Here is a 25,141-nt window from a genome sequence, read left to right on the forward strand (position 1 = left end):
GTGTGGGGGGGCCCTTTGGGGCCGGTTTGGCCCCCCGGGCGGGGGGGGGGGGGGGGGGGGGGGGGGGGGCCGGGGCCCGCCCCCCCCCTCGACTCGCTGCTCTGGGCGGTGCGTCACCGCGTCGCGGCCGAGCTCGAGGAGTCGGCTCCCGGGCCCGAGCTGGCGGCACGGCTGGACGCCCTCGAGCCCGCCGACCTCGACGAGGCGGCACTCGTCGAGGGGATCGCCGCGTGGGAGCGGATCGCGTCGTGGGCCGCCGCGGGCCAGGCGTGGCTCGTGGCCGAGCTGGACGGCCGGCAGCGAGGTGCGCGCGGGGCGTTCCTGAGCGAGGAGGTCGCGGCGCGGCTCTCCGTCTCGCGGCCGGTGGCTGAGGCGAAGGTCGGCCTGGCCCTGCACCTGGACCGGGTCCCCGCGGTCGCTGGCGCACTCGCCCGCGGCGACGTCGACGTGCGCCGTGCGACCGTGCTGACCGACGAGCTCGCGCGGCTGTCCGACGCCGCGGCCGCCGAGGTGGCGGAGGCGGTCCTGCCCTCCGCCCGGGAGTGCACGGCGCCTCAGCTGCGGCAGCGCCTGCGGCGCATGGAGCTGCTGCGGGATCCGGACGGCGCGCGGACGAGGCACGCGCGAGCCTGCGCCGACCGGCGCGTCGAGCTCACTCCTGCGCCCGATGCGATGGCATGGCTGAGCGCGTACCTCCCCGCCGACGACGCGGCAGCCATCCACACCAGCCTCACCGCGCTCGCGGGCGACGCGGCGCCCGACGACGAGCGCACGCTGGACCAGCGGCGCGCCGACGCGCTCGTCGACCTCGCGACCCGCTGGCTCGACGCGGGCGCCCACCCCGACGGGACCCCGCTCGCGACGCGTCAGGGTCGCCGGCCCCACCTCGTCGTGACCGCGTCCGCGGCGACGCTGCTCGGGCTCGCTGAGGGGCCGGGCGAGCTGCAGGGCTACGGTCCGATCCCGCCCGAGATGGCGCGGCGCATCGCGGCGCACTCCACGTGGGAGCCACTCCTCGCGAGCGCCTGGAACGGCGAACCGCTCGCACGGTCGACCCGCCGCTACGCCCCCACGCAGTCCCAGCGGGACGCCGTCGTCCTGAGGGACAGCACCTGCACGTTCGTGGGCTGCCGCATGCCCGCCGCGCGCTGCGACGTCGACCACGTGGAGCCGTACGTCGAGGGTGGGGACGTCGACGGTCGGGACGGTGCGCCCTGCGCGACCCAGCCGCAGACCTCGCTCGACAACCTGCAGGCGCTCTGCCGGCACCACCACCGCGCCAAGACGCACGGGGGATGGGAGGTGGCGCGCGACGACGACGGATCCACCCGCTGGCGCGCTCCGACGGGACAGCTCTACCGGAGGCCACCCGCGCACGACCCGCCCGCGGCGGTCCCCGCGCCGCCGCCGCCCGACGGCGTGACGATCGACCTGTACCCGCCGCCACCCTTCTGACCGCGCCGTCTCAGGTCGTCCGGGTGACTGACTGCCGGCCTGCCACGTGGCGCGCCCTGGGGGAAGCTCATCGACGAGGGACGAGGCCAGGCCTCCTGACCTGACGCCCCGTCCGCCTCGCGACGACGCCCCGCCCGGTGACCCGGGCGGGGCGTCGTCGTGCAGTCAGCTGACCGCAGCCGTGTAGCGCTCGCCGAGCACGCGGATCGCCTCGACGAGCTCGGGCGGCCCGTCGACGTGGAAGGGCTGCTCGAGCATGCCGATGTACGCCGCGACGGTCGCGACGCTGTCGGCGCCCGTGACGAGCACGCAGGTGCCGTCGTCGAGCGGCTCGACGACGCCGACGGCGGGGTTGATCCGCGCGAGCACGACGTCGGCCGGTGCGTCGACGCGGATGCGCGCGTGCACGGCCCAGCCGCTCGACGCGACCTCGCGCACGACGAAGGCGGCGTACTCGCTCTCGGGGAGCGGGCGCGGCGCGAACCGCCGACCCGTGCGCACGCGCAGGTCGAGCCAGTCGACGCGGAGGGCGAGCCAGCGGTCGGCGTCGGGCTCGCGCGCCACGAGGTACCAGCGGCGCTGCCAGGTCACGAGCCGGTAGGGCTCGACGACGAGGCGGTCGCCGCGGTGCTCGACGCGCACCACCTCGCCGCGGTGCACCGCCTCGGCGACCTCGCCCAGCAGGGCGGGGTCCACCTCGGGGTCGGACGCGTCGCTGCCGGTGTTGTCGGGGCCGCGCTCGGTCGTCGCCGTGAGGGCCTGCACGCGGCCGCGGAGCCGCGACGGCAGCACCTGGTGGAGCTTGGTGCTCGCGCGCGCGCCGGCGTCCTCGATCCCCGCGAGCCCCGTCACCGCGCGCAGGCCCACGGCGATCGCGACGGCCTCGTCGTCGTCGAGCAGGAGCGGCGGCAGGCGCCCTCCGGCACCCAGGCGGTACGCCCCGGCGCGCCCGCGCGTGGCGTCGACCGGGTAGCCGAGGGTGCGCAGCCGCTCGATGTCGGTCCGGATCGTGCGTCCGGTCACGCCGAGCCGCTCTGCCAGCTCCGGGCCCGTCCACGTGGGGCGCGACTGGAGGAGGCCGAGCAGGGCGAGCAGGCGGGCGGAGGTCTCGAGCACGGGAAGAGCGTCGCATACCAGGAACGATCCCTTCCTGTATCGCTCCTACCGTCGGAGACATGGAGAGCACGCACCACCCGCAGACCGCGACCACCCCCGCACCCGAGGAGACGACGATGGACCGCACCACCGCCACCGCCACCCCGTCCGCGACCCCCGCGACGCCGGCCGGGTTCCGCCCGTTCACCGTCGCGGTGCCGGACGCGGACCTCGACGACCTGCGCGAGCGCCTCGCGCGGACGCGCCTGCCGCAACCGGCACCCGACGAGGACGACTGGCTGTACGGCACGCCGACGTCGTGGCTCGCGCAGGCCGTCGAGGTGTGGCGGGCGTTCGACTGGCGTGCCGTCGAGGCCCGGCTCAACGCCTACCCGCAGCTCCTCACCGAGGTCGACGGCCAGACGATCCACCTCCTCCACGTGCGCTCGCCGCACGCGCACGCCGTGCCGCTGCTCCTGGTACATAGCTACCCGGGCACGGTGCTCGACTTCCTCGACATGATCGACCCGCTGGTCGACCCCGTCGCGCACGGCGGCCGCGCCGAGGACGCGTTCCACGTCGTGGTGCCGTCGCTGCCCGGGTTCGGGTGGAGCACCCCCGTCGTCGAGCGCGGCTGGACGATGGAGCACGCCGCGCGGACCCTCGACACCCTCATGCGCCGGCTCGGGTACGACAGCTACGGCGTGCACGGCAGCGACGCGGGCGCGATGGTCGGGCGCGAGCTCGGGCTGCTCGAGCCCGCGGGGTTCCTCGGCTCGCACGTGCTCCAGGCCTTCTCGTTCCCGTCGGGCGACCCCGCGGAGATGGCGGGACTCACCCCCGACGACTACGCGGGCCTCGCGCACATGCAGTGGTTCCAGTCGGTCGGGGGGTACAACGCGATCAACGCGTCGCGGCCGCAGACCGTCGCCGTCGGGCTCTCGGACTCGCCCGTGGGGCAGCTCGCGTGGAACGAGCTCTTCGTGAACTTCGGCAACGGCACGAGCCTCGTGCCGCTCGACGCGATCCTCGCCGAGGTGACCCTCGAGTGGCTCACGAACACCTCGGCGTCGGTGGGGAGGTACCACTTCGAGGTCGCGCGCGAGGACCGCGAGCCGGCGGTCAACCACAGCCGTATGGGCGTCGCTGTGTTCGAGGACGACTTCCGGACGATCCGCGTCTTCGCCGAGCGGGACAACGACGCGATCGTGCACTGGAGCCGGTTCGACCGCGGTGGCCACTACGCGGCGCTCGAGGTGCCCGACCTGCTGGTCGAGGACCTGCGCGAGTTCTTCCGCCCCGTCCGCTGAGCGGGGCCCGGCCGGCCGTGCGCGGTCGGCTCAGGCCGGACCGGGCGCGGTCCGGTCGACGTCGGGCGCCCCGGTCGCGCGGCGGTCGGCCAGCAGCGTGCGCACCCGCACGGCGAGCGCCGCCCCGAGCGTCACCACCGCGGCGCACACGGCCGCGGTCGCGACCGACGGGTCGCGCGGCTCGTCGACGGTGCGCGCGACCGCGACCCACGCCAGGCCCCACGTGAGCGCGAGCGCGAAGCCCAGCCGGCCGCCGGTCTGGAGGGCGAAGGCCAGCCCGATCATGGCCGCGGTGGCCAGCAGGAGGACCGACCACAGCGTCGGGCCCAGCCCCAGCGGGCCGACGTCGGACGCCGCGAGCGCCGCGGCGGTGTTGGCGATCGTCGCGATGGTGACCCAGCCGAGGTAGAGGCCGAAGGTGCCGTCCACGAGGACGAGCTCGAGCAGCGACCGGCGCGGCACCGCGAGGCAGATGCGCAGGACGAGCACGAGCACGACGAGCAGCGCGACGATGACGACGACGCTGAGCCACAGCACGCCGAGCTGGACGACGCCGATCCACAGGGCGTTGAGCAGCATGGACGCCGCCGCGAGCCAGCCCATCCGCCGCTGACGCCGGTCCTCGCGCCGCGCCGGCAGCGCCTGCCAGACCGCGTAGGCGAGCAGCCCCGTGTAGATGACGGACCAGATGGAGAAGGCAGGCGTCCCGGGCGCGACCGGCGTCGCGGTGGCGGAGAGGGCGCCGTCGGCCGCCTCGGCGACCGGCGTCCCGCCGAGGGCGCCCGAGCCGAGGAAGGCGCCGAGGGTCGCGAGCAGCGCGAGCACGAGCACGCCCACCTGGCGCGTGGTGTCGGAGCGCAGGACGTCGGTTCTGGCGACGGTGCTCATGCCCCGAGACTCTCAGCACCCTGAGGATCGCGCATCCCCGGCGCGCGCCCCGGCCGGGCCGACGTCTGCCCTCGGCGGACGGCCTCCCGCCACGGTGCCGTGGCGACCACACTGGCCCCCATGAGAGTGCTGACGCTCGGCGCGACGGGGTTCCTCAGCGGTGCGGTGGTGCGCGAGGCGGCGGCGCGCGGCCACGAGGTCGTCGGCCTCAGCCGCACGCCCGGCGACCTGCCGCCCGGCGTGACACCCCTCCACGCCGACCGCGACGACGTCGACGCGCTGCGTGCCGCGGTCACCGGGCTCGGCGCGCCGCCCGACGCCGTCGTCGACACGTGCGGCTACACGGTCGCCGGGGCCCGAGCGGCCGCCGCGGTGCTCGCGGACGTGCCGGCGTACGCGTACGTGAGCAGCGTGAGCGCGTACCGCGACTGGCCGCCCGGCCCCGTGCGGTCCGAGGCGGACCCGACCTTCGGCCCCGACGCCGACGTCCAGGAGTACGGCCCGATGAAGGCCGAGAGCGAGCGGGTCCTGACCGCTGCGCTGGGTGACCGCGTGCTCCTCGCGCGCGCCGGTCTCATCGTCGGGCCGGGGGACCGGACGCGCCGGCTCACCTCGTGGGTCCACCGGTTCGCGACGCAGGCGCGGGTCGCGGTCCCCGCGGTCGACGTCCCCGTCGCGTTCGTCGACGTCCGGGACCTCGCCGGCTGGCTGCTCGACATGGTGGAGCGCCCGATCGCCGGGGCCGGCGGGGCCGTGACCGCCACGGGTCCCGCGGGCATGACGACCTTCCACGGGATGCTCGACGCGTGCCGGGCGGCGGTCGAGGCGACGGGCGGGCGGCCGGGCGAGACCGTGCCCGTGCCGGACGCGGCGCTCCTCGCAGCCGGGGTCGAGCCGTGGCGTGACCTGCCCTTCTGGCTGCCCGAGGAGACCGCCCGCACCGCGTGGGACGTCGCGACCGACCGCGCCCGCGAGCTCGGCCTGCCGACGCGGCCCGTCGAGGAGTCCGTGCTCGACGCGTGGCGCTGGGTCCTCGCCACGGGCCTCGAGCACCCGGACCTCGACCCGCGTCTCGACCCGGCGGCGCTGGCGGGCTGACCGGCCCGGGCCGTCCGGGGTTCACACGGACCCGGGACCTTCGTCACCCTCTCGGCCGCGTCGGGGCGGTCCGCGCCGCTGCTAGCGTCCGAGCACCCCGGACCCGCGTGACGACGCCCGCACCGCCCACCCCCGACGGCGACGCACCCGCCCGGCTCCCCCCACCCCGGACCGAGAGCTGTCGACATGACCCGACCCAGCCCTGCCCTGCCCGCAGACCGCGCGGCAGCGCCCGCCCGCCCCCGCCCCGCCCGTCCCGGCCGCCGCCGCGTCGTGAGCGCCGCCGTCGTCACCGCGGTGGCCGCGGCGTCCGTCCTCACGGCCTGCTCGAGCGGTCCGCTCGGCCTCGAGGAGGAGGCCGCGCCGGGCGCGAGCGCGACGCCCACCTCCGAGCCGCAGCCCGGTGTGACCGACCTCGAGGTCGTCGTCGGCAGCCACCACCCCCTCACGGGCCCCGCGGCCGAGGGCTACGCGACCATCGCGACCGCGACGAGCGCGTACTTCGCCTACCTCAACGCGCAGGGCGGCGTGAACGGCCGGCAGATCCGCTACGTCGTCATGGACGACGGCTACAACCCCGCGGAGACCCCGGCGGTCGCCGTCGAGCTCGTCGAGAACCAGCAGGTCTTCGCGATGCTCAACGGGCTCGGCACCCAGACGCACGCGGCGGTGCTCGACTACCTGCACCTCGAGGGCGTGCCGGACCTCTTCGTCGCGTCGGGCAGCCCGATGTTCAACCAGCCCGACGTGTACCCGGCCACGTTCGGCTACAACGTCGACTACCTCGTCGAGTCCAAGGTCCTCGCGACGTACGGCGCCGAGACGTTCCCCGGGAAGCGCGCCTGCCTCCTCGGGCAGGACGACGACCTCGGCACGGACTTCCGCGCCGGCCTCGTCCAGGTGCTCGGCGAGGGTGCGCTCGCCGCCGAGCAGACCTACTCGGTCGCGAGCACGGACCTCGTCACCCAGGTCGGGACGCTGCGCGCCGCGGGCTGCGAGGTCGTCTACCTCGCGGCGATCAACGCGTTCAGCGCGATCGCGCTCGGCACGGCCGCGCAGATGGGCTACCACCCGCAGTGGATCGCGGCGAGCACCGGCGGCGACTACAGCACGGTCTCCGCCTACCTCGGCGACGCCGGACCGCTCCTGCTCGAGGGCTACGTGAGCGCGAACTTCCTGCCGCCGCACGACGCGAGCGGCGACGCCTGGACCGAGCTCTTCCGCCAGGTCCACGCGGAGTACATGCCGGAGATGCCCTTCAACGGGATGGTCGTCTACGGGATGTCGGTGGCCTACCTGTTCGCCGAGGCGCTCGCGCACGCGGGCGACGACCCGACGCGCGAGAGCCTGCTCGCCGCCGTCCGCTCGCCCGAGGTGCTCGGCAACGGCCGGGTGCCCCTGTCGCTCGCGTCGTCGAACGTCGCCTACAGCGGGACGCAGGTCAACGTGGTCCAGGGCGGCGAGCAGCACTACGTGGGCACGCCGTACCTCACCGACAGCGGCGCGGGCCCCGTGGTCCCGTACGACGGCGCCCCGGTGGCGCTGACGAACGGCGGCGTCCCGGGCGCGTGACGCCGGCCCGGGCGGCGTCGTGCGTCAGACGCCGCCCGGGAAGCCCAGCTGGCGCCAGGCCTCGTAGGTCGCGACGGCCGCCGAGTTGGACAGGTTGAGCGACCGGCGGCCGGGCAGCATGGGGATCCGGACCTGCGCCGTCACGCGCGGGTGGGCGAGGACCTCGTCGGGCAGGCCGGTGGGCTCGGGGCCGAACAGCAGGACGTCGTCGTCCCGGTAGGCGACGTCGGTGAAGCGTTCGGTGGCGTGCGTCGTGAAGGCGAGCACGCGCGACCCGGGCAGCGTCGCGAGCGCGGCGTCGAGGTCGGGGTGCACGACGACGTGCGCGAGGTCGTGGTAGTCGAGGCCCGCCCGGCGCAGCTTCGGCTCCGACAGGTCGAAGCCCAGCGGCTCGACGAGGTGCAGCGCGGCGCCCGTCGCGGCGGACGTGCGGATGGCGCTGCCGGTGTTCCCGGCGATCCGGGGCTCGAAGAACATCACGTGCAGCACGCGCCGAGTGTGCCCGACGGCGCGGGCGCCGGACCAACCGTGCGCTGGACCAACCGTGCCGGGCCGACCCCGCTGGACCGACCGGACCCGGCGGACCGCGCGTCGGACGGACCGCGCGCCGGACCGACCGCGCGCGGCGCCTGGCCGGGACCAACGCCCCTCGCCGCGCGCGGCGGCCGGTGCTGCGCTGGGACCGAGGGCGGCGCGGCCCGGCCGGCGACGGCGCCGGCGGGCTCGTGCGGCGGGCGACGGGAGGTGGCCGGCATGGCGCGTCGACCGGGACGGACGCCGCCGGGGTGGCTCGGGCGCTGGGTCGCGTGGGTCGGGGCGGGCGAGCTCGCGGGCTTCGCGGTGCCCGCGACGGTGGTGGCGCTCGTGCTCGACCGCGGGGACGCGTGGTCCTTCGCCGGCGCCGTCGGCGCCGGGCTCGTCGAGGGTGCGCTGCTCGGCGTGGCGCAGGCCCGGGTGCTGCGCGACGTCGTCCGCGTGCCCGCGGGGCGGTGGGTGCTCGCGACGTCGGCCGCCGCCGGCCTCGCGTGGGCGGTCGGGATGCTGCCCGGGCTCACGTGGCGGACGTGGTCGGCGTGGCCGCCCGTCGTCGTCGGCGCGGTCGGGGCCGCCGCCGCGGGCGTGCTGCTCGCGTCGATCGGCACGGCGCAGTGGCTGCTCCTGCGCACGCGGCTGCCGCGCGCCGGCTGGTGGGTCGCGGGCACCGCGGGCGCGTGGGTCGTCGGGCTCGGGGTGTTCGCCGCGGTGACGTCGCCCCTGTGGCAGCCGGGGCAGGCGACGGGCGTCGTCGTCGCGATCGGGCTGCTCGGCGGCGCGGCCATGGCGTTCTCGATGGCGGGCGTCACGGGGCTCGTGCTGCGACGGCTCGTGGACGGGCCCGGGCACCGCGTGTCGCCGGGACTGGCTAGCGTGGCCCCATGACCTCTCCCCGCTCGTCCCGCCCCCCGCACCTGGCCGCGGACGACCGCTACGACACCATGACGTACCGCCGGACGGGGCGCAGCGGCCTCGACCTGCCGGCCCTGTCGCTCGGCCTGTGGCACAACTTCGGCCACACCAAGCCGTTCGGGACGCAGCGCGACATCCTGCTGCGCGCGTTCGACCTCGGCGTCACGCACATCGACCTCGCGAACAACTACGGCCCCCCGCCGGGCTCCGCCGAGGAGGCGTTCGGCCGGGTGCTCGCCGAGGACCTGGCGCCGTACCGCGACGAGCTCGTCATCTCGACCAAGGCCGGCTACGACATGTGGCCGGGTCCCTACGGCGACGGCGGCTCGCGCAAGTACCTCCTGTCGTCGCTCGACCAGTCGCTCGCGCGGATGGGCCTCGAGTACGTCGACATCTTCTACTCGCACCGCTTCGACCCGTCGACGCCGCTCGAGGAGACGATGGGTGCGCTGCACACGGCCGTGACGAGCGGCCGCGCGCTCTACGCGGGCGTCTCCAACTACTCGCCGTCGCAGACGCGCGAGGCGGCGCGGATCCTCGGCGAGCTCGGCACCCCGCTGCTCATCCACCAGCCCTCGTACTCGATGTTCAACCGGCACGTGGAGCAGGTCGCCGAGGGGGAGAGCGAGACGCTCCTCGACGTCGTCGGCGAGCTGGGCGTGGGCACGATCGTCTTCTCGCCGCTCGCGCAGGGCCTGCTGACCGACCGCTACCTCTCGGGCGAGGTGCCGTCCGACTCGCGGGCGGCGGTCGGGCACTTCCTCAAGGCCGAGCGGATCTCGGAGACGTACCTCGCGCGCGCACGTGCGCTGAACGACGTCGCCGCGGCGCGCGGGCAGAGCCTCGCCCAGCTCGCGCTGTCGTGGGTGCTGCGCGACGAGCGCGTGACGTCGGCGCTCATCGGCGCGAGCAGCGTGGCCCAGCTCGAGGACAACGTGGCCGCGCTGCGTGCTCCGGCGCTCACCGCCGACGAGCTCGCGGCGATCGAGGAGCACGCCGTCGACGGGACGGCGCGCTGAGCGCCGCGGCGGGCGGGACGGTCCGGCGGGGCACGACGGCCACGGCGACCGGGCCGGTCGCCTGGACCCTCCTGGGCGCCGAGCACGCGGACGACGCGGCCCACCTGCCGGTCGTCGCGCTGCACGGGGTCACCGACGCGGGCCGGTGCTGGGAGCCCGTCGCGAGCGCGTGGACGGGGGAGCGGGCCGTGCTCGCGGTCGACGCGCGCGGCCACGGGGGCACGCCCCTGCCCGCCGACGGCCGGCTCGCGATGTCGACGCTCGCGCAGGACGCGGCCGCCGTCGTGCGCGACGTGCTGGGGCGCGAGGTCGTCGCCCTCGGCCACTCGATGGGTGGCCTCGTGGCGGAGGAGCTCGCGATCACGGAGCCCGCGCTGGTCGCCGCGCTCGTGCTCGAGGACCCGGCGTGGCGGCGCGACCGCGGCGTCGACGAGCGCGGCGTGCTGCCGTGGCTGGCGGAGGCGGTGGCGTCCGCCCGGACCGAGGGGCCGGACGAGCTGCTCGCGCGCTCGCACCGCGAGAACCGGGGCTGGCCCGAGGACGAGCACGTGGCGTGGGCCGCGGCGCGCGCCGCGCTCGACCCGAGGCTCGCCGACGGCCCGCACCTGTGGGACGAGCGCCACTGGGTCGAGGCGCTGAGGGACGTGGGCGCGCCCGTCACGATCGTCACGGGGGACCCCTCCCGGGGCGCGATCGTCGACGACGCGCTGGTCGCGCGGGCGGGCGAGCTCCTCGGTTCGCGGCTCGCGCGCGTCCACGCGCCCGGCGCCGGCCACTGCGTCCGGCGCGAGGCCCGGGCGGAGTTCCTCGCCGCAGTCGACGCGGCGCTCGCCGCGGCCGACGCCCGCGTCGCGCGCGGCTGAGGGGCGCATCCCGCGCGCGTCTGCACCCCGTCAGGCGCCGGAGGGCGCGACCCGGTCCCCGTGCTCGTCGGCGTAGCGGACGAGGAGGTCCGTGAGCTCGTCGGGGCGGCTGAGCGCCGGGGTGTGCCCGGCGTCGAGCTCGTCGGGCGTCACGCCGAGGCGGTCGCGGGCAACGCGTCGCAGCAGCGTCGGCGGCAGCAGGCGGTCGTCGCGGCACAGGACGACGTGGGTCGGGACGTCGGGCCAGGCGCGCAGGGGCGACGGCTCACCCAGCCGGGTCTCCGACTGGCGGCGCCCGCGGGCCACGGCCTCGGCCGCCAGCCCCGGCTCGACGTCCTGGTAGAAGAGCTCGACCTCGCCGTCGACGGGCTCGCGCGGCTCGTCCGCGTACCCGGTCCGCTCCCAGTGGTCCGCGGGGGCCTCGCCCGGGGCCGGGATCATCGGCGCGACGAGCACGAGCACCTCGACCGGCAGCCGGTCGCACACCAGCGGCGCGACGAACCCGCCGAGGGACTGCCCGACCACGACGAGCCCGGTCCGGTCGACGGCGTCGACGACGGCGTCCGCGTACTCGGGCAGGCCGGCGGCGTCGTCGTCGCACGGCAGGTCGGGCGCGACGACGTCGTGGCCGCGGGCGCGCAGCCGCGCCTCGACCAGGTGCCAGTACCAGCCGACGTCACCCGCGCCGTGGATGAGGACGAACGTCGCCATGCCGCTCCCTCCGCCGTCGCCAGGGTGGCACGCCCACGCCCACGGCCGCAGCCGCGCGACGACGCCGGTCAGGGCAGCCGTACGTGCCGCGCCCCGAGCTCACCCACGCGCGACACCCCGAGCAGCGCCATGGTGCGCCGGACCTCGCGCGTGAGGATCTCCGCCGCGCGGTCGACCCCCCGCTCGCCGCCCGCCATGAGGCCGTAGAGGTAGGCGCGGCCGACGAGCGTCGCGTCCGCGCCGAGCGCGAGCGCCGCGACGACGTCGGCGCCGCTCATGATCCCCGTGTCGACCCACACCTCGGACCGGCCGGCGACGGCCTCGACGACGTCCGGGACGAGGCGCAGCGGCACGGGCGCCCGGTCGAGCTGCCGCCCGCCGTGGTTGGACAGGACGATCGCGTCGGCGCCCACCTCGGCGACCCGGCGGGCGTCCTCGACGGTCTGGATGCCCTTGATGATGAGCGGCCCGTCCCAGCTCGCGCGCAGCCACTCGAGGTCCGCGAACGTCATGGTCGGGTCGAAGAGCTGGTCGAGGAGCTCGGCGACGGTGCCGTCCCACGTGGACAGCGACGCGAACGTCAGGGGCCGCGTCGTGAGCAGGTTGACCCACCACGCGGGGTGCGTCGCGGCGTCGAGCACCGTCCGCACGGTGAGCGCGGGCGGGATGGAGAAGCCGTTGCGGACGTCGCGCAGCCGCGCGCCCGCGACGGGCACGTCGACCGTGAGCATCAGGGCCTCGTAGCCGGCCGCCCGCGCGCGCGCCATGAGGTCCTCGCCCGCGCCGCGGTCCTTCCACACGTAGAGCTGGAACCACTTCCGGGCCTCGGGCGACGCCGCCGCGACGTCCTCGATCGACGTCGTGCCCATGGTCGAGAGCGCGTAGGGGATGCCGCGCCGGCCGGCCACGCGGACGACGGCGGTCTCGCCCTCGTGGTGCATCATCCGCGTGAAGCCCGTCGGGGCGAACGCGAACGGCACGGCGGCGTCGCGCCCGAGCATCGGCGTCGTCGTGTCGACCGCGGACACGTCGTGCAGGATCGACGGCCGCAGCTCGAGCTGCCGGAAGAGGCTGCGCGCACGGCGCAGGCTGATCTCGGCGTCCGCGGCGCCGTCGGTGTAGTCGAACACCGACCGCGGCGTGCGGCGCCGGGCCGCGCGGCGCAGGTCCGCGATCGACAGCGCGCGCTCGAGGCGGCGCTCGGTCGGGTCGAGCTGGATCGGCTTGGCCCGCAGGAGGGGCCTGAGCTCGCGCCAGCGCGGCACCTGGCGGACGGTCCGGGGGCGGGGCGCCTCGGACGGCTGCTCGGTCATACGTGACTCCCTCGGCGCGGCGGTGCTCGCCACACTCCCACGCCCCGCCGGTCCGGGCGCGGGAGGCGGCACCGACGGCCCGGGTCGCCGCCCGCGACGGGCCTCCGAGCGGCGCGCGGACGGGAGACGCCCGGCGGCGCGTGTGGAGCCGCCGTGAAGGGCCAGGTGGCGCTGCGTGTCGCGGCGCGGTCCACGGGATGCCGACCAGGTGCGCCCGGGAGCCGGAACGGGCAAGATCGTCCTCATCTGCACACACCGGAGGTCACCATGAGCCTTGCCGACACCGCACGGCAGGCCCCCCAGGGGTCGCCCGATCGGCGTGACGGCGGCACGTCGGGCGCGGGCCAGAGCCCGTCGCCCATCTACGACGAGCTCGTCGCCGAGCGCGGGGACCCCCGCTCGGCCTGATCCGCACGCGGCCGGTCGCGCGAGGGGGCGCGGCTCGCCGCTCGAGGGGACGACCTCCCCGCACCACGCGCCCCCGGGGCGCACCCCGCTCCGCGACGAGACGAGGCGCCGGAGCCCGAGTTCTGGAAGCGACCCGGCGCCCGGACCCCGGATCCGGTTCCAGAACCCTGACCGCCGGCGCTACCGGCACGCCGGCCTGGGCGGAAGGGCCCACGCCGCTCGCGCCGTCCCGCGCGACGCTCGGGGCATGACGACCACGACCCGTCCCGCCGTGGAGCACCTGCGTCCGCCCCGCTCGCCGCGCGCCGTCGGGCGCGTCGTGTGCCGGGTGCTCGCGTCGCCCCGCTGGGGCGCCCGCCTCGGGCGGTCGCTGCTCGTGCTGCACGTCGTGGGCCGCGCGTCGGGCGTCCCGTTCTCCTTCCCGGTCGCCTACCGCCGCACCGGCGACGGGCGGCTGCTCGTGCAGACGAGCTCGCGCTGGCGCGCGAACCTGCGGGGCGGGGCGGACGTCGAGGTCACGCTGCTCGGCCGGCGCCGCACGGCGCGCGCCGAGGTCGTCGAGGACCCGGACCGCGTCGCGTCGGCCTACCGGCGCATGATCCAGGCGGTCGGCGTCGCGCAGGCGCCGCGCCGGTTCGGGCTGCGCGTCCGGGTGGACCGCATGCCGACGCACGACGAGCTCGCGGACGTCGTGCGGCGCGACGACCTCGCGCTGGTCTACCTCGACGTGCGCTGAGGTCCGGTCAGCGCGCCAGCGCGAGGTGGGTGCGCCGCGCCTCGGGCCGGGCGGACGGGGCGAGCTCGGGGGCCGGGCCGCCGGTGAAGCAGCGGCACGCGCCGTCGCGGTGCACGAAGCCGGTCGAGGGGCGCGCGGCGCACGGCACCGGGGCCGGCCCGATCTCGGGCTCGTCGCGGTCGAGGAGCGGAGCCACCGTCAGCGCTGACATGTGGGGGACATCGGCATCCGGGCCGTCGATGTGAACGTTCACCACGGGTGAGAAGACGATGTCGGACGATGCGCTGCGGGCTCAGGCCGCGAGCGCGACCTGCTCCGCGGCGGGCTGCGACGACGACGTCTGCGCCGCCGCGACGAGGGCCGCGCCGGCGTCCGAGGACGGGGCAGCGGCCGCGGCGCGCTCGGCGCGGCGGCCGCGCGCGAGCACGACGAGCGTCACCGCGGCGATCGGACCGGACACGACGACGGGCGCACCGATCCAGAACGAGTCGAGCAGCACCGCGTACACGACCCACAGGAGGCCGCCTGCGAGCGCGATGACCTGCGTGCTCGGCGCGACGCCGCGCAGGGCGGCGGGGTCGTGGCGGCCGCGCCACACGCGCAGGCCCTGCGGGATCCACAGGAGGAACGAGCTGAGCGAGGCCAACAGTCCGATGGCCTCCGTGGCGGCGTGCATGGTGCTCCGTCGTCCGGCGGGGTGGTGCCGGTGTCGTGGCGGCCCGCGGCGGGGGTGGGCCGCGGGGGTGGGGCGCGTCAGCGCCCGCAGTCCTCATCGGCGCGTCCGCGCCGGGCTTGAGGGTGGTCCTGGTCACTCGGGTCCGGAGGCCGGGGGCGCTCGCTACGGTGGGCGCGTGGACCGCCCCCTGACCTCGACGCGGACGCCGGCCACGCCGGCCCCCGCCGCCGACGGCGGCCGCGGGCTCGCCGTGCGCCGGCCCGAGGACGACGCCCCCGCCGACGAGCGTCCCGAGGTCGTCCTCGAGGCGGCCGAGGACCCGGACGCCCCCGGCTGGCGCCGCCCGCCCGTCACGGGCGACCAGGCGCGCGCCGACCTCCTGCTCGCGGGCGCGCTCTTCGTCGGCGCGGTGCTGAGCATGGCCCTCCAGCGCACCACGGGCTTCTACGAGGACCCGGCCGCGGGCTGGGTCTCGGTCCTGTGCCTCGCGGCCGTGACCCTGCCGCTCGCGGCGCGCCGCCGTCGGCCCGCCGCCGTCGTGCTCGTCGTCGCCGTCGCGTTCGTCGTGACCGCCGAGCTGCTGGTGCCCGAGACGCTCTTCCTCAACATCGCGCTCTTCATGGCGCTCTACACGGTCGGCGCGTGGGACCCGGTGCGGCGTCGCGCGACGCTCGCGCGGCTCGCCGTCGTCGTCGGGATGTTCGTCTGGCTGGTCCTCTCGATCTTCCGCAGCGTGACCGACCCGGACTCGCTGCCGGAGCTGTCGCGCGCCGGCGCCTTCTCGCCGCTCGTGGCGTACCTGCTCATCCAGCTCCTCACGAACGTCCTGTACTTCGCCGGGGCGTGGTGGTTCGGCGAGCACGCGTGGACGTCCGCGCGCGAGCGCGCGCGCACCGCCTACCGCGGCCGCCTCCTGCAGGTCGAGCGCCAGCTCGTCGAGCGCCAGGCCGTGACGCTCGAGCGGCTGCGCCTGGCGCGCGAGCTGCACGACGCCGTCGCGCACCACGTGTCGATGATGGGCGTCCAGGCGGGCGCCGCCCGCGCGCTCCTCGCGTCCGACGCGGCGCGCGCGTCGTCCGCGCTCGAGCAGGTCGAGGACTCGGCGCGGCAGAGCATCGTCGAGCTCCAGGGCGTGCTGCGGACGCTGCGCGAGGCACCCGGCGAGCAGGTCGCCGGGACGCAGCTCGGGGTCCGGGACAGCGTCGGGTCGCTCACGGTGGACCGCATCCCCGAGCTCGCCGCGCAGTCGACCGAGGCGGGCCTGCCGACGTCGTTCCAGGTCGTCGGGGACCCGGTGCCGCTGCCCCCGCTCGTGTCGCTCAACCTCTTCCGCATCGCGCAGGAGGCGCTCACCAACTCGCGCAAGCACGGCGGCGTCGGCGCCCGCGCGGACGTGCGCGTGCGCTACCTCCCGGGCGCCGTCGAGCTCGAGGTGGCCGACGACGGCACGGGCGCGCGCCGCGGCCCGGTGTCGTCCTCGGGCCTCGGCCTGGTCGGCATGCGCGAGCGCGTCGCCGCCGACGGCGGCACCCTGCACGCGGGGCCGCGCAGCCGGGGCGGGTTCCTCGTCCGCGCCCGCATCCCCCTCACCGTCCCGGAGGACCAGTGACCCCCGCAGCCCCGCCCGCACCCCGGACGACCGACTCCGCCGACGGCGCCGCGCCCGAGCAGCGTCCCTACCGCGTCCTCCTCGTGGACGACCAGGAGCTCGTGCGCGCCGGCATCGGCACCATCCTCGGCCTCCAGCCGGACCTCGAGGTCGTCGGCCAGGCGGGCTCCGGGCGCGAGGGCGTCGCGCTCGCCCGCAGCCTCCAGCCCGACGTCGTCTGCATGGACGTGCAGATGCCGGACATGGACGGCATCGAGGCGACGCGCGTCCTCACCGCGGACCCGAGCGTGCGCGCGGGCGTGCTCATCCTCACGACCTTCCACGACGAGGACTACCTGGCCGAGGCGCTCGACGCCGGGGCGTCGGGCTTCCTCCTCAAGAACTCGCGCCCCGAGCAGCTCGTCGAGGGCGTCCGGGCCGTGGCCGCAGGCGACGCGCTCCTCGCGCCCGAGGTGACGCGCGCCGTCATCGCGCGGGCCGTGCGGTCGCGGCGCGGTCCCGGCGGCGAGACCGGTGCGACGCCCGGGTCGACGTCGCCCGAGGTCGCGGCGCTCACGGAGCGCGAGCACGAGGTGCTCGTCCTCCTCGCGCGCGGGCTGACCAACGACGAGATCGCGGGCGAGCTGGTCCTCGGCCGCGCGACGGTCAAGACCCACGTGTCCAACGTCCTCATGAAGCTCGGCCTGCGGGACCGCGTGCAGGCCGTCGTCTTCGCCTACGAGCACGGCCTCGTCGGCGGCTGAACCGGTCCTCCGTCGGGTCGCGCGTCCCGCGCTCCGTCGCGCGGGGGAGCAGCAGGTTCCGCCTCGCGCCTGAGGTGCGCCGCGGCGCCGGTCCCTAGCGTGGAGTCGTCGGCGGGAGGGTCCGTCGACGGACACCCCAGGAGGGGCACCCATGCTCAGGCTCGACGGCATCCACCGGTCCTTCGGCGACCGGCTCGTGCTCGACGACGTCGACTTCACGGTCGAGCGCGGCCGGCTCACCGGCTTCGTCGGCGGCAACGGCGCGGGCAAGACGACGACGATGCGGATCGTCCTCGGCGTCCTGTCGGCCGACTCCGGCAGCGTGACGCTCGACGGCGCGCCCCTCGGCGACGAGGCCCGCCGGCACTTCGGGTACATGCCCGAGGAGCGCGGCCTCTACCCGAAGATGCGCGCCGCGGAGCAGCTCACCTACCTCGCGCGGCTGCACGGCTACGACCGGCGCGAGGCCGACCGGCGGGCCCGCGCGCTGCTCGAGCGCCTCGACCTCGGCGCGCGCGCCGACGACGCGCTCGAGAGCCTGTCGCTCGGCAACCAGCAGCGCGTCCAGATCGCGGCCGCGCTGGTCCACGACCCCGAGGTCCTCATCCTCGACGAGCCGTTCTCGGGCCTCGACCCGCTCGCGGTCGACACGGTCGTCGCCGTGCTCGCCGAGCGCGCGGCCCAGGGCGTGCCGGTCCTGTTCAGCTCGCACCAGCTCGACGTCGTCGAGCGCCTCTGCGACGACGTCGTCGTCATCGCCGGCGGTCGGATCCGCGCGGCCGGCGAGCGCGAGCAGCTGCGGCAGGCGTACGCCGAGCCGCGCTACGAGATCGACTCGGGCGGCGACGTGGGCTGGCTGCGCGACGAGCCGGGCGTCTCCGTCGTCGAGTTCGCGGGCGGCTGGGCCCTGTTCGACGCCGACGAGGCGGCGGCGCAGCGCGTGCTGCGCGCGGCGCTCGACCGGGCGCCGGTGCGCACGTTCGCGCCGGTGCGCCCCACGCTCGCGGAGATCTTCCGCGACATCGTCCGGGACGAGTCCCCGGACGACGACCCGACGTCGGCCGAGGCCGGCGCCACCGCGACCCAGAGCGAGGCGGTCCGATGAGCACCCCGACCACCACCCGCACGACCGCGGGCCGCGCCCGGCCCGCCGCGCCCGGCGTCGTGCCGGCGACCCTCATGGTCGCCGAGCGCGAGGTCGTCACGCAGGTCCGGAGCAAGTCGTTCCTCATCTCGACCGCGGTGCTCCTGCTCGCCGTCCTCGCGTCGATCGTGCTGGGCTCGCTGCTCGGCGGGCGCACGGAGGCGACGCGGGTCGCCGTCGTGAGCCAGACCGCAGGCCTCGTCGAGGACGTCGAGACGCTCGAGGCCGTCCCGGTGGACGACGCCGACGCGGCGCGCGAGCTCGTCGAGTCCGAGGACGTCGCGGCCGCGGTGCTGCCGGACGACTCGGCGGACAACCCCACGGGCGTGCGCGTCGTCGCGCTCACGGACGCGCCGGACGACGTGGTCGGCGCGCTCTCGGCCGCCCCCGCGGTGGAGCTGCTCGACGAGCCCGAGACGGACGAGGGCGTGCGCTACCTCGTGTCCTTCGGCTTCGGCCTGGTCTTCATGATGTCGGCCATCTCGTTCGGCTCGACCATCGCGCAGAACACGGTCCAGGAGAAGCAGTCCCGCGTCGTGGAGATCCTGCTGTCGACCGTCCCGGCGCGCGCCCTGCTCGCGGGCAAGATCCTCGGCAACAGCGCGCTCGCGCTGGGCCAGACGGCGGCGCTCGCGGCCGTGTCGGTCATCGGGCTCGTCGCGACGGGCCAGGACGAGCTGCTCGGGATGCTCGGCGGCCCCGTCGCGTGGTTCATCCTCTTCTTCGTCGTGGGCTTCGTGCTCCTCGCCGCGGTGTTCGCGTCGAGCGCGTCGCTGGTCTCCCGGATCGAGGACACCGGCCCGGTGCTCACGCCGGTGATGATGCTCACGATGGTCCCGTACTTCGGCATCGTGTTCTTCAACGACAACCCCGTGGTGCTGAAGATCCTCTCGTACGTGCCGTTCAGCGCCCCGGTCGCGATGCCCGTCCGGCTGTTCCTCGGCGAGGCCTCGTGGTGGGAGCCGCTGCTCGCGCTCGCGCTCCTCGCCGTGGCGACGGTCGGGGTCGTCATGATCGGCGCGCGCATCTACGAGCGCTCGCTCCTGCGGTTCAGCGGGCGCGTCACGGTGCGCCAGGCGCTGCGCGACGCCTGAGCCCACCCGGCGCGAGCCCGACGCCCCCGCACCCACGGTGCGGGGGCGTCGTCGCGTCACGCCCCCGACGGCGGCGTGAACAGCCCCACGACGCTGCCCTCGCGGTCGCGCAGGTAGCCGATGACCATGCCGGTGCTCAGCGGGATGGGCCCTGCGACGATCTCGCCGCCGAGGCCGGGCACGGCTGCGAGCGTCGCGGCGACGTCGGCCACCTGGACGCACACCGTGGCGTACGCGACGCCCTGCGCCGACGTGTCGGCGATGCCCCCGCCGAGCGAGCCCTCGGCCCCGGTGGCGACCTCGTAGTACGGGATGCCGACGTCCTCGGCCGCGAAGGTCCAGCCGAAGAGGCTGCCGTAGAACTCCTGCGCCGAGGCCGGGTCGGTCGAGCCGATCTCGAACCAGGCGACGGCGCCGTTCGCGGGTGCCGCGGTGGTCGCAGCGGACGGGGTGGTGGCGGCGGGTGCTGCGGCGGGGACGGCGGTGGTCTGGTCGAGGGTCATGCGGGCCTCCGTGGTCGGGCCGGCGGGGTCGCCGGTGGCACCACGCTCGCGCCCCGACGCGACACCCCTGTGTCGGTGTTTCGGCGATCCGTCCCGGCGCTCCGAGAGGCTCAGGCGGAGAGGGCGCTGATCTCGAGGCGCTCAGACGGCGAGCGCGCGGATCTCGAGGTGCGGGACCGGCGGCAGCACGCTCTCCGGGTCCCGCGGCGCGACGCGGTCGTCGAGCAGCTCGACCGCGCGGATGCGGTCGAGCCGGAAGGCCCGCGCGGCGTCGCGCAGGCGGCACCAGCCGAGGACGTACCAGGCGTCCGGGCGGCCGAGGAGGAGCAAGGGCTCGAGGACGCGCTCGCTCGTCGCGCCGTGCTGGTCGGAGTAGACCAGCCGCACGCAGCGGCCCGACGCGACGCCCGCGGCGAGTGCCGGGGGCACGCGGGGCATGGGGCCGACGTCGTCGCCCGCGGTCCGGACCGCGTCGACCAGGCGCACGCGCGCGGCGAGCGCCCGCGTCACGGCGGCGTCGCGCGCGGGCATGGCCGCGAGGACCTTGAGCAGCGCCGACCTGCCCGCAGCCGCGAAGGCGCCGTCGGCCCCGCGCGCGAGGGCGACGACGAGCGCCGTCGCCTCGGCCCACGTGAAGTTCACCGGCGGCAGGGAGGTGGTCCGGTCGAGCGCGTAGCCGCCGCGGCGGCCGGTCTCGGCCCAGATGGGCACGCCCGCCTGCTGGAGCGCGCCGATGTCGCGCTCGACGGTGCGCACGCTGACCTCGAACCGCTCGGCGAGGCGGCGGGCGGACAGCGGCCGCGGCGCGACCGCGCGCAGCTCCTCGACGACGGCGTACAGGCGGTCGGTCCGGTTCACGCGCGCATGCTAGGCGCGACCTCCGACACGCGGAGGGGCAGGCCGGCGGGTGACCCGTCGGCAGGACCTCGGCGGGGACGGGCCCGCGGACGGCTCAGGCGGCGACGAGCTCCGACAGGGAGACGACGACCGGGCCCGCGACCGGGACGGCCACGCCGCGCGCCCCGCGGGCGACGGGCGTCCAGCGGACCTCGACGGCGCGCGGGGCCCCGTCGGCGTCGAGCGCGACGGCGCGGGCGCCGCGCGCGTGGACCTCGACCGGGCCCGCGACGAGGAGGTCGTGCTCGACCTGGAGGAACGCGGAGACGGCGTCGCCCACGCGGCGGTCGCGCGCGACGTCGGCGCGGCGGTGGCGGTGGGCGACGACGCCGGCCACGGCCCACGCGGCGAGGATCGCCGCGACGGCCACGCCCTGGTGCTCGTGACCCATCGCGACCACGACGAGCCCGGCGACGACGATCGCGAGCGGGAGGCGGCGGGGACGCGCGTCCTCGATGGTGGCGAGCGCTGCGGCGAGGTCCATGACGGCTCCTGGGTCCGTGGCGCCGGACGGCGCCTCCGAGGACCCATCGGCGTCGCCGGGCCCGCCCTGAAGCGTCGCGCGAGATCTCACCCGCTCCCTGGGTCGGAGGTCCGCAGGCGGCTCCGCGGCTCGGACGAACAACCGCGCAGATGCCCCGCGTCGTGATCGCGCGGATCTGCACGTTTGCTCGTCAGGCGGGCAGGGCGGCGGGGCGGTCAGGTGGAGGCCGCGCGAGCGCGGCGCACGCGCACGACGGCGATCGCTGCCGCCACCGCGGCGAGCGCCGCCGCGGTCACCGGGCTCGCGTCGAGCACGACGACGTTCGTCGCCGTCGCGCCGAGGAGCAGGAGGGTGAGGCCCGCGGCCGCGAGGGTCGCGAGCCGGGGCACGAGCAGCCCCACCGCCCCCGCGACCTCGAGCCCGCCGACCAGCACGCGGAACCACTGCCCGGCGCCGATGTCGTCGAACATCGCGACCATCGTCGGCTCACCCGCGAGCTTCATGGCGCCGCCGCTGCCGACGACGAACGCGAGCGCTACCTGCGCGGCGACGAGCGCCACCGTGCCGGCGCGGCCGCGGCGCCGTGCGGGAGCGCCGACCGCGGTGGCGGTCATGACGCCAGGAGGGCGTCGAGGCGCTCGAAGCCCTCGCGGACCCCGTGCTCCATGCCGGACGCGATGATCTGGTCGCGCGTCTCGAACGCGTCGACGAGCGTCGTCACCGTCAGGCGCGTGCGGCCGCCGTCGAGCGCCTCGAACGTGTAGCGCTCGAGCGCGACGCCGTCCGGGTACTCGTCCATGCTGAAGGTCTGGACGATGACCTCGTCGGGGCGGACCTCGTGGAAGCAGCCGCGGGCGCCCATCTCGTACCCCTCGCTCACGTGCACGTAGCGGAACGTGCCGCCCGTGGTCGCGTCGAAGTGCTCGAAGCGCGTGTGCGAGTCGCGCGGCCCGAACCACTGCGCGAGCAGCTCGGGGTCCGTGTGGGCGCGGAAGACGCGGGACGGCGGCGCGTCGAACTCGCGCACGACCCGCACGAGCGGGACGGTCGGGTCGGCGGTGATCGTGGTCTCGCGGGTGCTCGTGCTCATGGTCGGTGCTCCTCGTCCGTGGTGGTGGTGCGGGTGGTGCTGGTGCGGGCCGTGGTGTCCCGGGTGGTCCGGCTGGGCGGTGCCGCGTCGGGCATCGCCGCGAGGACGTCGTCGAGCCGGCGGTAGCGCTCCTCGGCCTGCCGTCGGTACCGCTCGATCCAGGCGGTCATGAGGCTGAGGACCTCCGCCTCGAGGTGGACGGGTGGGCGGCCCGCTGTCGTCGGCCGCGTGACGAGCCCCGCGTCCTCGAGCACGCGGACGTGCTTGGACACGGCCTGGACGCTGACGTCGTAGGGCTCGGCGAGCTCGCCGACGGTCGCGTCGGCGAGGGTGAGGCGGGCGACCATGTCGCGCCGCGTGGGGTCGGCCAGGGCCGCGAAGGCCCGGGAGAGGGGGTCGGCCGCCATGAGCGCTCCTGTCGTCAACCATGTGGTTGACGACGAGGCTAGCGCCGGGCGCGACGAAGCGTCAACCGTGCGGTTGAGAAGACAGCGCCGCCGGCGGGTCGGGCGTCCGTCGAGGCCGGGCGTATGCCCGTCAGGCGTCGTCGCGGCGCAGGCGCGCTGCCTCGGCGCGGTCCTGCTCGCGCTGCGCGCGGCCCTCGGCGACGATCGTCGCCTTCTGGCCCTCGTCGAGCGCGTCCCACTGCTGGAAGAACTGCGGCACGCGCTCGGCCGTCACGCGGTTGAACCGGGCGTCGGTGAGCAGGTCGCGGAACGCGAGGCGGCCCGTGAGGACGTCGTCGGCCATCGCGCGGATCTCCGGGTCCGGCGACTCGCGCAGGCGGTCCAGCGCGCGCCGCAGGCGCAGCGCGCGGCCCGGGTCGTTGCCCGCGAAGGGCAGCAGGCGCTCGACGTCGTCGGCCTCGGTCATGTCGCTCCCGTCGGGGGCCCCGGACGTCATGGCGTCACCGGGCTGTCGTAGCCGGCGGGCAGGGGCTTGGCGTCCAGCCCGTGGAGGAGCGCGAGGTTGCCCGCCGCGAGGCCTGCGAACGCCTCGGAGGCCGCGACCGCACGACCGTGCCAGGTGAGGACCTCGAGCCAGACCTGCCGGGCCTCCCAGGCGGTGTAGCCGGACGCGATGCCACCGATGAGGGCGCCGACGCCGGTCCAGCTCGCCGACGCCGTCGCCGTGGCCTCGAGCGCGAGGATGATGAGCAGGTCGCACAGCTCCTGGATGAGGCTCACCATCGCCTCGCCCGCGAGGTAGACGCCGGTCGCCGTCTTCTGGAAGTCGTCGCCGAGGCCGTCGAGCGCGGTCTGCAGCTCGCGCAGCCGGTCGGCCAGGTCGCCGATGTAAGCGCTCGCCGAGTCCGCGGCGTTGCCGTGCCACCCGGCCTCGAGGCTGATGAGCCCCGACTCGAGCGACACCGCGTACGCGCGCAGGTACGAGCCGGTGTGCCGCAGGGCGTCGCCGGCCTCCGAGAAGCCCTCCCAGTTCCCCGTGAAGTTCTCGGCGAACTCCTCGAAGAAGTTGTAGCCGCAGATCGCGTTGATCGCGGCGTTGATCCCGTAGGCCAGCGAGATCTTGTCCTGCCAGCCGAGGATCTGCATCGCGATGTCGGGCATCGGCTCGCTGGCCTGCGGGGGGAGCAGCAGGGCGGAGGGCGGGGTGGGGCCCCCACCGCCGCCGTCGATGGTGACGGGCACGGCAGTCCTCTCAGTCGGGCAGGTCGGCGAGGCGGCTGTCCATCCGCGCGTCGACGTCGTCGTCGGTGCGTCGGTACAGCTGGGCGGAGGCTCGGATCTCGGCCGCGGACGCGTCGGTGATCTGGCCGAGCTTGGTGAGGAGGTCGTTCGTCGCGTCGCGTGCGGCGTTCGTCGTGATGAGGACCGTGCCCAGGAGGGCGCCGGTGTCCCCGAAGTCGAGAGAGCAGTGGCCCTCGACGTAGTTGAGGCCCTCGGGGATCTGGTTCGACAGCCGGTCGAGCTTGCGCGCGAACGCGCTGAGCGCCTCCGGTCTGACGTAGAACTCCGCCATCTCGCTCCCTGCCATGCTGGTGTCGGACGCCGTCGTAGATCGGAAAGGGTACCCATGACCGACCGGACCGCCACCGTTCGCCGTCTGCGCAACACGCGGCTGCGCCTCGTCGCGGTCGTCGTCGCGGTGCTCGCCCTCGCCGGCGCGGCGTCCGGGGCGGCGCTCGGGGAGCCGCGCCTGCTCGTCGTCGCCGGCATGTGGCTCGCGAGCGCGGGACTGCTGTGGTGGCTCGGGGGCTGGCGCCCGGCGGGGCCGACCGGTGGCGAGGCGAGCGGCGCCTACGGGCGCGCGCTCGGCGTCGGCGTCCTCGCGGCGGCCCTGTTCTTCGGCGCCGTCGCGTTCCTGCCCCGGTGAGCTCGTCCGAGGACCGGTCCGGAGCGGATCCGGTGCCGGCTCCTCGGTCTGTCTCCTGGTACGGCCGGGGACCGCGGCGCCCGTGTCGGTGGGCGGCCGTAGCGTCGGAGGATGGTCGAACCGGTGGCGGAGATGCCCGCGATGGCCGAGTACGGGGTCCGGGCCGAGGCGTGGGAGCCGCTGCCCTGGTCGTGGGCGGCGGAGCGCCTGGTGCGCGGCCGCAACTTCTGGGTGGTGACGGCGTCGTCGTCCGGGCAGCCGCACGCGTTGCCCGTCTGGGGCGTGTGGGACGACGACGAGCACCGGTTCGCGTTCTCGTGCGCGCCGGGATCGGTGAAGGCACGCAACATCGCGACCAACCCGCGCGTCGCGGTCGCGGCGGACGACACCGTCGAGTGCGTCTCGCTCCAGGGTCGCGCGGCGGTGGTCACGGACGACGCGCGGCGGCGCCTCTGGGCCGACCGGTACGTCGCGAAGTACGCCGCGATGTCCGAGGAGCTCGACCCGGCGTTCGTGCTCGCGCACCTCGTGGTCGAGGTCCGGCCGACCCGCGCGATCGCCGTCATCGAGCGCGAGGACGACTTCGCGACCCGGCCGACGAGCTGGCGCTTCGCGGGGTAGCGGGCGGACCTGGTCCCGCGCCGGCGGAACGC

General features: G+C 76.2%; 31 protein-coding genes. 15 read left to right on the top strand and 16 right to left on the bottom strand.

Translation table 11 applies throughout. The features are described from left to right. The first annotated feature begins 108 nt into the window (after positions 1-108). Positions 109-1,455, top strand: a complete 1,347-nt coding sequence (locus tag JIG38_RS08440; protein WP_199423344.1) for an HNH endonuclease signature motif containing protein — start codon at positions 109-111, stop codon at positions 1,453-1,455. A gap of 165 nt (positions 1,456-1,620) precedes the next feature. Here JIG38_RS08440 and JIG38_RS08445 read toward each other — a convergent pair whose 3' ends face one another. Beyond that, complete coding sequence (locus JIG38_RS08445) at positions 1,621-2,571, bottom strand: helix-turn-helix transcriptional regulator (protein ID WP_199423345.1); 951 nt, start codon at positions 2,569-2,571, stop codon at positions 1,621-1,623. Positions 2,572-2,687: 116 nt separating this feature from the next. Here JIG38_RS08445 and JIG38_RS08450 point away from each other — a divergent pair, with 116 nt between their 5' ends. Continuing rightward, positions 2,688-3,860, top strand: a complete 1,173-nt coding sequence (locus JIG38_RS08450) for an epoxide hydrolase family protein (RefSeq protein WP_199423425.1) — start codon at positions 2,688-2,690, stop codon at positions 3,858-3,860. Positions 3,861-3,890: 30 nt separating this feature from the next. On the opposite strand, the gene JIG38_RS08455 is transcribed toward JIG38_RS08450, so the two are convergent. Further along, positions 3,891-4,748 (bottom strand): TspO-related membrane protein, encoded by an 858-nt coding sequence (locus JIG38_RS08455; RefSeq protein ID WP_199423346.1) that lies wholly within the window; start codon positions 4,746-4,748, stop codon positions 3,891-3,893. Positions 4,749-4,868: 120 nt separating this feature from the next. Here JIG38_RS08455 and JIG38_RS08460 point away from each other — a divergent pair, with 120 nt between their 5' ends. Both JIG38_RS08460 and JIG38_RS08465 read left to right on the top strand, forming a co-directional pair. Then, positions 4,869-5,846, top strand: coding sequence for an NAD-dependent epimerase/dehydratase family protein (locus JIG38_RS08460; RefSeq protein ID WP_199423347.1), 978 nt, complete (start codon positions 4,869-4,871; stop codon positions 5,844-5,846). A 186-nt stretch (positions 5,847-6,032) separates the two neighbouring features. Beyond that, positions 6,033-7,418: an ABC transporter substrate-binding protein gene (locus JIG38_RS08465; protein ID WP_199423348.1), complete on the top strand. Its 1,386-nt coding sequence runs from the start codon at positions 6,033-6,035 to the stop codon at positions 7,416-7,418. Between the two features lie 24 nt (positions 7,419-7,442). Here JIG38_RS08465 and JIG38_RS08470 read toward each other — a convergent pair whose 3' ends face one another. Then, positions 7,443-7,895, bottom strand: a complete 453-nt coding sequence (locus tag JIG38_RS08470; protein ID WP_199423426.1) for a tRNA (cytidine(34)-2'-O)-methyltransferase — start codon at positions 7,893-7,895, stop codon at positions 7,443-7,445. Positions 7,896-8,171: 276 nt separating this feature from the next. On the opposite strand from JIG38_RS08470, the gene JIG38_RS08475 reads away from it, so the two are divergent. The 3 genes from JIG38_RS08475 (at position 8,172) to JIG38_RS08485 (ending at position 10,746) form a co-directional block, all read left to right on the top strand. After that, the gene (locus JIG38_RS08475) at positions 8,172-8,837 is read left to right on the top strand and encodes a hypothetical protein (protein ID WP_199423349.1); all 666 of its coding nucleotides are present in this window, start codon (positions 8,172-8,174) and stop codon (positions 8,835-8,837) included. Next, positions 8,834-9,883 carry an L-glyceraldehyde 3-phosphate reductase gene (mgrA, locus tag JIG38_RS08480; protein WP_199423350.1) on the top strand — a complete coding sequence of 350 codons (1,050 nt, stop codon included), beginning with the start codon at positions 8,834-8,836 and terminating at the stop codon, positions 9,881-9,883. Before JIG38_RS08475 ends, mgrA begins: the two co-directional genes overlap by 4 nt. A 119-nt stretch (positions 9,884-10,002) precedes the next feature. Next, complete coding sequence (locus JIG38_RS08485; RefSeq protein WP_233404697.1) at positions 10,003-10,746, top strand: alpha/beta fold hydrolase; 744 nt, start codon at positions 10,003-10,005, stop codon at positions 10,744-10,746. Positions 10,747-10,776: 30 nt separating this feature from the next. On the opposite strand, the gene JIG38_RS08490 is transcribed toward JIG38_RS08485, so the two are convergent. Both JIG38_RS08490 and JIG38_RS08495 read right to left on the bottom strand, forming a co-directional pair. Beyond that, positions 10,777-11,457: an alpha/beta fold hydrolase gene (locus JIG38_RS08490; protein WP_199423351.1), complete on the bottom strand. Its 681-nt coding sequence runs from the start codon at positions 11,455-11,457 to the stop codon at positions 10,777-10,779. A 68-nt stretch (positions 11,458-11,525) separates the two neighbouring features. Beyond that, positions 11,526-12,770: an alpha-hydroxy acid oxidase gene (locus tag JIG38_RS08495; protein ID WP_199423352.1), complete on the bottom strand. Its 1,245-nt coding sequence runs from the start codon at positions 12,768-12,770 to the stop codon at positions 11,526-11,528. Positions 12,771-13,037: 267 nt separating this feature from the next. Here JIG38_RS08495 and JIG38_RS08500 point away from each other — a divergent pair, with 267 nt between their 5' ends. Then, entirely contained in the window at positions 13,038-13,178 is a 141-nt protein-coding gene (locus tag JIG38_RS08500) for a hypothetical protein (protein WP_199423353.1), read from the top strand. A 247-nt stretch (positions 13,179-13,425) separates the two neighbouring features. Continuing rightward, positions 13,426-13,914 carry a nitroreductase/quinone reductase family protein gene (locus JIG38_RS08505; protein ID WP_199423354.1) on the top strand — a complete coding sequence of 163 codons (489 nt, stop codon included), beginning with the start codon at positions 13,426-13,428 and terminating at the stop codon, positions 13,912-13,914. A 7-nt stretch (positions 13,915-13,921) separates the two neighbouring features. On the opposite strand, the gene JIG38_RS08510 is transcribed toward JIG38_RS08505, so the two are convergent. Together JIG38_RS08510 and JIG38_RS08515 are read right to left on the bottom strand one after the other, a co-directional pair. Beyond that, the gene (locus JIG38_RS08510) at positions 13,922-14,125 is read right to left on the bottom strand and encodes a hypothetical protein (RefSeq protein ID WP_199423355.1); all 204 of its coding nucleotides are present in this window, start codon (positions 14,123-14,125) and stop codon (positions 13,922-13,924) included. An 81-nt stretch (positions 14,126-14,206) separates the two neighbouring features. Further along, on the bottom strand, positions 14,207-14,590 hold the full coding sequence (locus tag JIG38_RS08515; protein WP_199423356.1) for a hypothetical protein: 384 nt from the start codon (positions 14,588-14,590) through the stop codon (positions 14,207-14,209). 175 nt (positions 14,591-14,765) lie between these two features. Between JIG38_RS08515 and JIG38_RS08520 the strand changes: the two genes are divergently transcribed. The 4 genes from JIG38_RS08520 to JIG38_RS08535 all read left to right on the top strand — a co-directional run bounded on the left by JIG38_RS08520 (position 14,766) and on the right by JIG38_RS08535 (position 19,180). Further along, positions 14,766-16,199 carry a sensor histidine kinase gene (locus JIG38_RS08520; RefSeq protein ID WP_307844722.1) on the top strand — a complete coding sequence of 478 codons (1,434 nt, stop codon included), beginning with the start codon at positions 14,766-14,768 and terminating at the stop codon, positions 16,197-16,199. Next, a complete protein-coding gene (locus JIG38_RS08525; protein WP_199423358.1) occupies positions 16,196-16,942 on the top strand; it encodes a response regulator in 747 nt (248 codons plus the stop codon). The genes JIG38_RS08520 and JIG38_RS08525 overlap by 4 nt, the downstream gene beginning before the upstream one ends. Before the next feature lie 151 nt (positions 16,943-17,093). Next, positions 17,094-18,047: an ABC transporter ATP-binding protein gene (locus JIG38_RS08530; RefSeq protein WP_199423359.1), complete on the top strand. Its 954-nt coding sequence runs from the start codon at positions 17,094-17,096 to the stop codon at positions 18,045-18,047. After that, positions 18,044-19,180, top strand: a complete 1,137-nt coding sequence (locus tag JIG38_RS08535) for an ABC transporter permease (RefSeq protein ID WP_199423360.1) — start codon at positions 18,044-18,046, stop codon at positions 19,178-19,180. Before JIG38_RS08530 ends, JIG38_RS08535 begins: the two co-directional genes overlap by 4 nt. 56 nt (positions 19,181-19,236) lie before the next feature. Here JIG38_RS08535 and JIG38_RS08540 read toward each other — a convergent pair whose 3' ends face one another. The 9 genes from JIG38_RS08540 to JIG38_RS08580 form a co-directional block, all read right to left on the bottom strand. Beyond that, positions 19,237-19,683: a VOC family protein gene (locus JIG38_RS08540; RefSeq protein WP_199423361.1), complete on the bottom strand. Its 447-nt coding sequence runs from the start codon at positions 19,681-19,683 to the stop codon at positions 19,237-19,239. Between the two features lie 141 nt (positions 19,684-19,824). Then, on the bottom strand, positions 19,825-20,541 hold the full coding sequence (locus JIG38_RS08545; protein WP_199423362.1) for a helix-turn-helix transcriptional regulator: 717 nt from the start codon (positions 20,539-20,541) through the stop codon (positions 19,825-19,827). Positions 20,542-20,635: 94 nt separating this feature from the next. Continuing rightward, positions 20,636-21,064, bottom strand: a complete 429-nt coding sequence (locus JIG38_RS08550) for a hypothetical protein (protein WP_199423363.1) — start codon at positions 21,062-21,064, stop codon at positions 20,636-20,638. A 215-nt stretch (positions 21,065-21,279) separates the two neighbouring features. Continuing rightward, positions 21,280-21,678, bottom strand: a complete 399-nt coding sequence (locus JIG38_RS08555) for a DoxX family protein (RefSeq protein ID WP_199423364.1) — start codon at positions 21,676-21,678, stop codon at positions 21,280-21,282. Further along, positions 21,675-22,154, bottom strand: a complete 480-nt coding sequence (locus tag JIG38_RS08560) for an SRPBCC family protein (protein WP_199423365.1) — start codon at positions 22,152-22,154, stop codon at positions 21,675-21,677. Before JIG38_RS08560 ends, JIG38_RS08555 begins: the two co-directional genes overlap by 4 nt. Then, positions 22,151-22,561 (bottom strand): ArsR/SmtB family transcription factor, encoded by a 411-nt coding sequence (locus JIG38_RS08565; protein WP_199423366.1) that lies wholly within the window; start codon positions 22,559-22,561, stop codon positions 22,151-22,153. The genes JIG38_RS08560 and JIG38_RS08565 overlap by 4 nt, the downstream gene beginning before the upstream one ends. A gap of 130 nt (positions 22,562-22,691) precedes the next feature. After that, positions 22,692-23,027, bottom strand: coding sequence for a hypothetical protein (locus tag JIG38_RS08570; RefSeq protein WP_199423367.1), 336 nt, complete (start codon positions 23,025-23,027; stop codon positions 22,692-22,694). Between the two features lie 26 nt (positions 23,028-23,053). Next, positions 23,054-23,803: a WXG100 family type VII secretion target gene (locus JIG38_RS08575; protein ID WP_199423368.1), complete on the bottom strand. Its 750-nt coding sequence runs from the start codon at positions 23,801-23,803 to the stop codon at positions 23,054-23,056. Positions 23,804-23,813: 10 nt separating this feature from the next. Continuing rightward, positions 23,814-24,149, bottom strand: a complete 336-nt coding sequence (locus tag JIG38_RS08580; RefSeq protein WP_199423369.1) for a type VII secretion target — start codon at positions 24,147-24,149, stop codon at positions 23,814-23,816. Positions 24,150-24,188: 39 nt separating this feature from the next. Here JIG38_RS08580 and JIG38_RS08585 point away from each other — a divergent pair, with 39 nt between their 5' ends. Continuing rightward, positions 24,189-24,488 (top strand): hypothetical protein, encoded by a 300-nt coding sequence (locus JIG38_RS08585; RefSeq protein WP_199423370.1) that lies wholly within the window; start codon positions 24,189-24,191, stop codon positions 24,486-24,488. Positions 24,489-24,599: 111 nt separating this feature from the next. Next, positions 24,600-25,109 carry a pyridoxamine 5'-phosphate oxidase family protein gene (locus JIG38_RS08590; protein ID WP_199423371.1) on the top strand — a complete coding sequence of 170 codons (510 nt, stop codon included), beginning with the start codon at positions 24,600-24,602 and terminating at the stop codon, positions 25,107-25,109. The last annotated feature ends 32 nt before the right edge of the window (positions 25,110-25,141 follow it).

Source organism: Actinotalea solisilvae (genome assembly GCF_016464425.1).
GTDB classification, from domain to species: domain Bacteria; phylum Actinomycetota; class Actinomycetes; order Actinomycetales; family Cellulomonadaceae; genus Actinotalea; species Actinotalea solisilvae.